Origin of the sequence: Streptomyces sp. NPDC047981 (genome assembly GCF_040653315.1) — a bacterium.
Classification (GTDB): Bacteria; Actinomycetota; Actinomycetes; order Streptomycetales; family Streptomycetaceae; genus Streptomyces.
Window position 1 is genome coordinate 68549 of sequence record NZ_JBEZNQ010000041.1, and the last position, 9098, is coordinate 77646.

The following is a 9098-nucleotide window of genomic DNA, read 5'->3' on the forward strand; positions in this document are numbered from 1 at the left end:
GCTCGCTCAACTCCCCTGATTCCGAGTGCCGTTCCACGTGGCGAGATGGACCGGAGTGAGCGGATTCATAGCGGAAGCGTCCCTGGGTGCGGGCCGGAAGCCCACCCGGCGGGCGGCCGACGGCCGGCGTCGGGGTCCGGGCCCGGAAGGGAACACGATGTCGAGCCGTACGACAGGGTCGGCGGGCGTCCCTCCGTTGACGCGGCGGCCGGAACCGGACCCTCGCCCCGCGCCGGCTCGCCGCGCCCGGCGTGTCGGGTCGCTCGCACACCGCCCTCTTTCGGCAGGATCTGGCCGGAGTGCACCCCCACACCCGGATCAGAATGGAAGAGTCCTATCTATGCAGGTCTGGCCGGGACAGGCGTATCCCCTGGGCGCCACGTACGACGGCGCCGGAACCAACTTCGCGGTCTACTCCGAGGCCGCCCACAGGATCGAGCTGTGTCTGCTCCATGACGACGGCTCGGAGACAGCGGTGGAGCTGCGCGAGACGGACGCCTTCGTCCGGCACGCCTATCTGCCGGGAGTGATGCCGGGCCAGCGGTACGGATTCCGGGTCCACGGTCCGTACGCGCCGGAGCGCGGGCAGCGCTGCAACGCGGCGAAGCTGCTCCTCGACCCCTACGCGCGGGCCGTCTCGGGCTCGATCGAGTGGGGGGAGGCGGTGTACGGCTACCACTTCGGGCGGCCGGACTCGCGCAACGACCTCGACTCCGCTCCGCACACGATGACCTCGGTCGTGGTCAATCCGTACTTCGACTGGGGCGACGACCGGCGTCCGCGCACCGACTACCACCGCACGGTGATCTACGAGGCCCATGTGAAGGGCCTGACCATGCTCCACCCGGAGCTGCCGGAGGAGCTGCGCGGGACGTACGCGGGGCTCGCCCATCCGGCGGTGATCGGGCACCTGAAGGAACTGGGCGTCACGGCGCTCGAATTGATGCCGGTGCACCAGTTCGTGAACGACCACCGCCTGGTGGACGCGGGGCTCGCCAACTACTGGGGCTACAACACGATCGGCTTCTTCGCCCCGCACAACGCCTACGCCTCCTGGGGCGACCGGGGCCAGCAGGTCCTGGAGTTCAAGTCGGCGGTGCGGGCGCTGCACCAGGCGGGCATCGAGGTCATCCTCGACGTGGTCTACAACCACACGGCGGAAGGCAACCACCTGGGCCCGACGCTCTCCTTCCGGGGCCTGGACAACCCCTCGTACTACCGGCTCTCGAACGACCGCCGGTACTACACGGACACCACCGGCACCGGGAACTCGCTGCTCATGCGGTCCCCGCACGTGCTGCAGCTGATCATGGACAGCCTGCGGTACTGGGTGACGGAGATGCACGTCGACGGCTTCCGTTTCGACCTCGCGGCGACGCTGGCACGCCAGTTCCACGAGGTCGACCGGCTGTCGTCCTTCTTCGACCTGGTGCAGCAGGACCCGGTGGTCAGCCAGGTGAAGCTGATCGCCGAGCCGTGGGACGTCGGCGAGGGCGGCTACCAGGTGGGGAACTTCCCGCCGCTGTGGACCGAATGGAACGGCAAGTACCGGGACTGCGTACGGGACTTGTGGCGCGGTGAGCCGCGTACGCTCGCCGAGTTCGCCTCCCGGCTGACCGGCTCGTCCGACCTGTACCAGGACGACGGCCGCCGGCCGCTCGCCTCGGTCAACTTCGTGACCTGCCACGACGGTTTCACGCTGCGCGATCTCGTGTCGTACGACGGGAAGCACAACGAAGCGAACGGAGAGGGCAACCGGGACGGCGAGAGCCACAACCGGTCGTGGAACTGCGGGGCCGAGGGCGACACCGACGACATCGGGATCCGGGAGCTGCGGGCCCGCCAGATGCGGAACTTCCTCGCGACGCTGATGCTGTCGCAGGGCGTGCCGATGCTGAGCCACGGCGACGAGTTCGGCCGGACGCAGAGCGGCAACAACAACGCGTACTGCCAGGACAACGAGGTGGCGTGGGTGCGCTGGCCCGAGCCGGGCGCGTCGGAGGAGGGCACGCTCCTGGAGTTCACCCGGGCCATGGTGCGGCTGCGCCGGGACCACCCGGTCTTCCGGCGCCGCCGCTTCTTCCACGGGCGCCCGGTGGAGGGGACGCACGACGAGCTGACGGACATCGCCTGGTTCACACCGGAGGGCGAGGAGATGACGGCGCGGGACTGGCAGGCGGCGCACGCGCAGGCCCTGTCGGTCTTCCTCAACGGCAACGCGATCTCGGAGCCGGGACCGCAGGGGGAGCGGATCGGGGACGACTCGTTCCTGCTGATGTTCAACGCGTCCGCGCGGGAGCTGGAGTTCGCGGTCCCGATCAACCACGGGGAGAGCTGGCGGGTCGTGGTGGACACCTCCCACCCGGAGGGCATCCCTCCGCAGGAGGGTCCGAAGGTCGCGGCAGGCGAAAGGGTCTCCCTGGCTCCGCTGAGCCTGACGGTCCTCAGGCGGCCCGCCTGACCGCGACGCCCCGGCGGCGCGGCCGGGTGCGGACCGACCAGGAGAGGGCCGCGCAGAGCAGCGCCGCGACCACCGCCACGCCGAACGCGGCCGACGCCCCTCGGGTGTCGGCCAGGCGGCCGGACAGCGCGAGCGCGAGCGCCTGGCCGCCGACGACGCCGCTGGTGAGGAAGGCCATCGACTCGGCGAGCCGGGCGGCGGGCACGGTCCGCTCGGTGAGACCGAAGACGGTGATCAGATGCGGTGCGTACGCGGCACCCAGGACGACCACGACCACGTAGAGGCCCGGCAGCGAGTCCACGAACAGGAGCGGTACCGACAGCAGCACGAGCCCCGCCGTGGCCGCCCGCCAGCGGGTCCGCAGCCCGATCCGGGCCGGCAGCGCGGCCATCGAGAGGCCCACGGCGGCGCTCATCACGCCCATCGCCGCGTAGACGAGCCCCGCCTGCGCGGGCGCCCCGAGCTTCTCGGTCAGGGCGGTGATCCCGGCCTGCCAGGCTCCGAACATGGCCCCCTGGAGCACCATCGCGACCCGGAGGGCGTACGCGGAGCCCGGCAGCCGGCCTCGTTCGGCGGCGCCCGAACGGGTGGCGCCGGCGGGCGCCGACGGGTGCAGCGCGAACGCCGTGCCGCAGGTGGCGAGGAGGGCCGCCGCCGTCAGGAGGGCGGCCGCCGGATGGGCGAGGGCGGCGGCGAGGCCCACGAGTGCGGGACCCAGGACGAAGGAGACCTCGTCCAGGGTGCCCTCGAAGGAGAGGACCGTGCCGACCAGCCGGTCGTCCCCGCCGGAGCGCCGGGCCAGGGCCACCGAGCGGCTCCGGGCGAGCGGCCCGACCTGCGGGACGGTCGCCCCGGCGAGCGCGCCGAGGAGCATCAGCCAGCCGGTCTCCGCCCGCGCCGTCGCGGCCAGGACGAGCGCGACGACGGCCACCGCGTTGGCGAGGGACGCGGCCAGGACCACTCCGCGCTGCCCGCGCCGGTCCGCGAGCCGGCCGATGACGGGCCCGGCGACCGTCTGCCCCGCCGCGAGCGCCCCGCCCGCGAGCCCCGCCGTCGTCAGCGACCCGCTGGTCTCGGCGACCAGGAGCAGGCTGCCGAGCTGACACATGGCGGTGGGGAGCCGTCCCAGGAACGACACGACCGGGAGGACCGGTCCGAGCAGGGACAACGTGTCGCGATACATCCGGAGCATCGCCAGAACGTAACGCGATGCACCCGAACGGACGCATGAGGCGATGACACAGAAGGCGCCCGGCCGGGTACGTACGTTCGCATGACGCCCTCGCTCCCGGCCCCGCCGGCCGCCCGGACCGTGCCCACCGCCACCTATCGGCTCCAACTCCAGCCGGAGTTCCCGTTCTCGGCCGCCGAGCGGGCCGTCCCGTACCTCGCCGGGCTCGGGGTGTCCCATCTGCACCTCTCCCCCGTCCTGGAGGCCGTGCCCGGATCGACGCACGGGTACGACGTGACCGACCACCGTGCGGTCCGGGCCGAGCTGGGCGGGGAGGCGGGGCTGCGGGCGCTCGCCACGACCGCCCGTGCGCACGGCCTCGGCCTGGTCGTGGACCTGGTGCCGAACCACATGGCCGCCTCGCCCGTGCACAACCACGCGCTGCGCGCGGTGCTCCGGGACGGTCCCGACTCGCCCTACGCCCACTGGTTCGACGTCGACTGGGCGGCCGAGGACGGCAGGATGCTGCTGCCGGTGCTGCCGGCCCGGCTGCCGGAGGTACGGGAGCGGATGCGGGTCGCCGACGGCGCTCTGTGGGTGGACGGCCTCTCGCTCCCGCTCCGCGCGGGGACGGAGCGGCTGCCGCTGCCTGAGCTGCTCGACGCCCAGTGGTACCGGCTCGGCTGGTGGCGACTGGCCCGTACGGAGCTCAACTACCGTCGCTTCTTCACCATTTCGGAGCTGATCGGGGTCCGCGTGGAGGACCCCGAGGTCTTCGACGCGACGCACGGCACGATCGTGGAGCTGGTACGGGACGGGGTGATCGAGGGGTTGCGGATCGACCACCCGGACGGGCTCGCCGATCCCGAGGGGTATCTGGAACAGCTGCGGGAGGCGACGGGCGGCCGGTGTTGGACGGTCGTGGAGAAGATCCTCACCGGCGCGGAGCCGCTGCCGGCGAGCTGGCCCGTCGCGGGGACCACCGGCTACGACGCCCTGCGGCAGGTGGACGGCGTCTTCACGGACGCGGTCGGCGCCGACGAACTCGCGCATCTGTACCGGGAGTTCGTCGAGCGCGCCGGGGACAGGGGCGGCTCGTGGGAGGCGACCGCGCGCCGCGCCGCGTACGAGGTCGTGTCGCACGACCTCGCCGCCGAGACCGCCGCGCTGACCCGGCTGGCGGAGCGGATCTGCGCGGCGGATCCGGGGCTGCGCGACCACGCGCCCTGGGCGTTGCGGACGGCCGTGCGGGAACTCCTGGTCCGCGTGCCGGTCTACCGCTTCTACCGCACCGGCGACGAGGCGGTGCTGACGCCGGAGGCCGCGCGGGGCGCGAAGGCCGCCTTCGCCGTGGCGGAGGAGGCCTCGGCGGTCGACACCGTACGGGACCTGGCGCTCGGCCGGCTCGGCGACGGTCCCGAACACCGGGCGTTCCGGGCCAGGTTCGCGCAGACCTCCTCGGCGCTGCGCGCCAAGTCCGTGGAGGACACGGCCTTCTACCGCTACACCCCGCTCCTCTCGGCGAACGAGGTGGGCGGCGACCCGGGGCGTCCGGGCGTCGGGCCCGAGGAGTTCCACGCGTACTGCCTGCGGCTGTCCCGGGACTGGCCGGAGACCGGGACAGTGCTGTCCACGCACGACACCAAGCGCAGCGCTGACGTCCGCGCGGGGATCGCCGTGCTCGCCCAATGCCCGCAGGTGTGGCGGGAGTTGCTCGACGAGGTGGCGGGGGTCCCGGCGCCCGATCCGCATCTGGCGTGGACGGCGTGGCAGACCGCGTTCGGCTTCGGCACCCCGGACGCGGAGCGGATCGGACCGGCGGTGCTGAAGTCCGTACGGGAGGCGGGGCTGCACACGAGCTGGACCGAGCCCGACCCGGGGTACGAGCGGGCGGTGGCCGACTTCGTGGCCGCCGGACCGGGCCGGATCCCGCTGCGGGCGGCCTCGGAGGCGGCGTTCGCCCTGGAGCCGCACATCCGGACGCACATGCTGGGCGCGGCCCTGGTCCAGCTGACGATGCCGGGGGTGCCGGAGCTGTACCAGGGGACGGAGCGCGAGTACCGGGCGCTGGTCGACCCGGACAACCGGCGCCCTTTCAGGACCGGTTCCGGCGGTGCTGACGGTTCCGGCGGCGTCGACAGTTCCAGCCGTTCCGGCGGTCCTCACGACGACGAGAGGACGGCGCTGGTGCGGGCCGCGCTGGCGCTGCGGCGGCTGCGGCCCGAGGTGTTCGCCGCGCGGGACTCCTACGTCCCGCTGTCGGTGACCGGGGCCGCCGCGCAGCACTGCCTGGCCTTCGCGCGCGGGCGCGCGGGCGCCGCGCCCGAGGTGGTCACGGCGGTCACGCGGCTGTCGCTTCGGCTGGCGGAGGCGGGCGGCTGGCAGGACACCGAGCTGGTGCTGCCGCCGGGCCGCTGGGTCGATCTCCTCGACGGGGAGCGGGAGTTCGCGGGTGGCGCGGTGAAGCCCGTCGACCTGTTCGACGCGCGTCCGGTGGCGCTGCTCAGCCGCCCGGCCTGACCAGCAGGCTCCGCGGGGCGCGGGTGATCAGACCGGTCCGTTCGGGCCGGAAGCCGTCGGCGAGCCGGAGGCGGGGCATTGCGTCGAGGAGCGCCCGCAGGGCGTACTCGGCCTCGAGACCGGCGAGGAGGACGGCCGGGCAGGCGCCGCTGCCGTAGGTGAGCTGGCCGGGGTCGTCGCGCAGCGGGTCGTAGCGGTCGGGTTCGCGGAACCGCTCCGGGTCCCGGCACGCGGAGCCGATCAGCAGGGCGACGGGCTCCCCCGCCGGGATCGTGCCGCCGCTCACCCGCACCTCGGCGGCGGTGCGGCGCACGGCGATCTGGACGGGCGGGTCGCGGCGCAGCGACTCGGTCCAGGCGCGGGCGAGCCGTCCGGGGGGCGCGGTGTGGAGGTCCCGCGCGTGCTCCGGGTCGGTGAGCACGTTGGCGAGGAAGGAGGCGAGGGCCTTCTCCCGTACCGCGATCTGGCCGGTGCACTGGCCGGCGAGTGCGGCGGCGGCCCGGCCCCTGACCAGCCGCATCATGTCCCGGTAGGGCACGCCGAGGGCGGCGGCGACCGTGCCGGAGGGCAGCCAGTGGCAGAAGTCGGCGACCAGGTCGGCCTGGGGCCGGTCGGCGATCCGGCGGGCGAGGACGTGGGCGGTGCGCGCGGTGACGCTGCGCAGTTCGGCCTCGTCGACGTCGACGTGGGTGCGGGCGCAGGGCGGGTCGCCTGGGCGGTGGCCGTGGGTGAAGCGGGCGTCGGTGAGGGCGGTGGCCACGTCGGCGTACCGGCTGAGGACCCAGGCGCGCAGCAACGGGTCGTAGGTGAGCGGGAACTCCTCGCGCAGGACGCGGTGGACGCGGTGCGGGTACCGCGTGCCCCCGGGGTCGAGGGGGCTGGGGGCCACGGTCCGGGCGGGTGACCGTTCGGCGACCGGCCCGCTGCCCCAGAGCCGGCCGGCGGCGGCCGCCGCGGCGGCGAGGGTCGTGCGGGCGGGGGCACTCGGAGAGGGCCAGGACTCCATGGGCGGCAGGTCGGCCCAGCGGTCGGGGCGCGCGCCCGGCTTGGACTCGTCGCTCATCGCGCCCCCTGTCGGTCCGGCGTGCGGGTGTGCACCCACCTGATCACCGACCGGGGTACGTCGCAGCCCGCGTACCGCCGAACGGGTGAAGCGGCCGACGGCGGCCGAACCGCGCACCGACGCTTGACCTCAACATAAGTCGAGGTTCTACGGTACGGACACCGGGACACCGACCGGGATCCACCGCGGTACCCACAGGGGGAACTTCGATGACCACGAACCAGCACCTCTCCGACGCCGAACTCGCCGCCCAGCCGGCCGCGTACTGGACGGGAATGGCCTACGAGGCCCTGATCGCCTTCACGCGCGCCCGTCAGGCGGAACTCGGGTTCACCCAGCCCCAGTACTGGCTGCTGCGCAATCTCTCGAAGGACGACCTCTCGCCGGACGGAGCGGGCATGACCGTGGCGGAGCTCCAGCGGGCGATGCGCTCCTACCTCAGGCACGAGGACGACCTGGCGGCGGAGTCGCGCGGACTCGTCGAGCGCGGATGGCTGACCCGCGACGCCGACGACCGCCTCTGGATCACTCCCGAGGGCGACGAGGCGCGTGCCGCCTTCAAGCGGCACGCCCCGTCGATCCGCGCCCGGATCCACGAGGGGATCACGGACGCGGACTACGTGACGACGCTGAAGGTCCTCCAGCGCATGCTCCGGAACGTGGGCGGACCGACCCCCGCCTGACGCCCCGGGAAGGGTCGGGTTCAGACGAGGAGCGTCCGGCCGGCCGGCGCCTGCTCCTGCACGTGAAGCGGCGTCGGCCCGGTCGCCGTCGGCCGGTGCGGCCACCAGGCGCGGTCACCCAGGAGGGCGAGCGCCGAGGGGAGGATCACCGCGCGCAGCACGATCGCGTCGAACAGGACCGCGACCGTCAGGCCCACCGCCAGCTGCTTCATCTCGATCCGGTCGATGAAGAGGAAGCTCACGAAGACCGACACCATGATCACCGCCGCGCTCGTCACCACGCTCGCCGAGCCCGCGATCCCGTCGACCACCGCCTCCCGCGTCGGCACCCCACGCCGTACGGCCTCGCGGATGCGGCTGACCACGAAGATCTGGTAGTCGGTGGAGAGCCCGACCAGGATCGCGAAGACCATCAGCGGCATGCGGGAGCCGACGAAGCCCAGGGACTCGAAGCCCAGCAGGCCCTCCGCCCACGTCCCCTGGAAGACCAGGGTGAGCACGCCCCAGGCCACCATGACCGCGGCCAGGTTGAGGACCGTGCCGAGCACCGCGAGGACCACCGAGCGGAACGCCACGTACATGATCGCCAGGCTCGCGAGGGAGACGAAGAGGACCACCCACGGCAGCCGCCGCTCCTGGTGGGCCGCGTAGTCCGCGCCGGCCGCGATCTCGCCCGAGACCGCCCGTTCGAGCCCCCGCGTCCCCTCGACCGCCGCGGGCAGCAGCACCTCGCGCACCCGCTCCAGGGAGCGCGCGGCCTCCGGAGAGTTCGCCGCGTACGGGACGGGCAGCGCGAGCAGCGCCGTGCGCCCGTCCTCGGCGACCCGCACCACCGGCGCCGTGTCCTGGGCGAACAGCGCGTCACCCCGCGTCGCCGCCGCCAACTTCCGCAGCGGGGCCGCCGGATCCTCGCCCCGTACGAGCACGAGATGCGCGGCCCCCTCGGACGGGAAGGCCGCCACGAGCCGGTCGTACGCCGCCACGGCCGGGACGCTGTCGGGGAACGTCTCCTTGCCCTCCGTACCGAGCCGCATCCCGAGCGCGGGAGCGGCGAGCGCGACCGTCGCCGCGACACCGGCCAGCAGCGCCACGAGCGGCCGGCGCACCACCGGCCCCAACAGCAGCGCCCACACGCGCCCCTCACCACGCCCTCCCCCGCCCACTCCGCCGCGCCCCGGCCGCGCGGCGCGTCGACGGGCC

General features: G+C 73.9%; 6 protein-coding genes. 3 read left to right on the plus strand and 3 right to left on the minus strand.

Annotated elements, in window-relative coordinates:
- Window positions 1–340 precede the first annotated feature (340 nt).
- Window positions 341–2461, plus strand: coding sequence for a glycogen debranching protein GlgX (gene glgX / locus AB0E14_RS23950; protein WP_362421590.1), 2121 nt, complete (start codon window positions 341–343; stop codon window positions 2459–2461).
- Here glgX and AB0E14_RS23955 read toward each other — a convergent pair.
- Complete coding sequence (locus AB0E14_RS23955) at window positions 2445–3644, minus strand: MFS transporter (RefSeq protein ID WP_362421610.1); 1200 nt, start codon at window positions 3642–3644, stop codon at window positions 2445–2447. The genes glgX and AB0E14_RS23955 overlap by 17 nt on opposite strands.
- A gap of 90 nt (window positions 3645–3734) precedes the next feature.
- On the opposite strand from AB0E14_RS23955, the gene treY reads away from it, so the two are divergent.
- Entirely contained in the window at window positions 3735–6152 is a 2418-nt protein-coding gene (treY, locus tag AB0E14_RS23960) for a malto-oligosyltrehalose synthase (protein WP_362421593.1), read from the plus strand.
- Here treY and AB0E14_RS23965 read toward each other — a convergent pair.
- Complete coding sequence (locus AB0E14_RS23965) at window positions 6136–7215, minus strand: cytochrome P450 (RefSeq protein WP_362421595.1); 1080 nt, start codon at window positions 7213–7215, stop codon at window positions 6136–6138. The genes treY and AB0E14_RS23965 overlap by 17 nt on opposite strands.
- Window positions 7216–7424: 209 nt before the next feature.
- Here AB0E14_RS23965 and AB0E14_RS23970 point away from each other — a divergent pair, with 209 nt between their 5' ends.
- Window positions 7425–7898, plus strand: coding sequence for a MarR family winged helix-turn-helix transcriptional regulator (locus AB0E14_RS23970; RefSeq protein WP_362421598.1), 474 nt, complete (start codon window positions 7425–7427; stop codon window positions 7896–7898).
- 20 nt (window positions 7899–7918) lie between these two features.
- On the opposite strand, the gene AB0E14_RS23975 is transcribed toward AB0E14_RS23970, so the two are convergent.
- The coding region (locus tag AB0E14_RS23975) for an MMPL family transporter (RefSeq protein ID WP_362421601.1) at window positions 7919–9098 on the minus strand (1180 nt) is incomplete at its 5' end.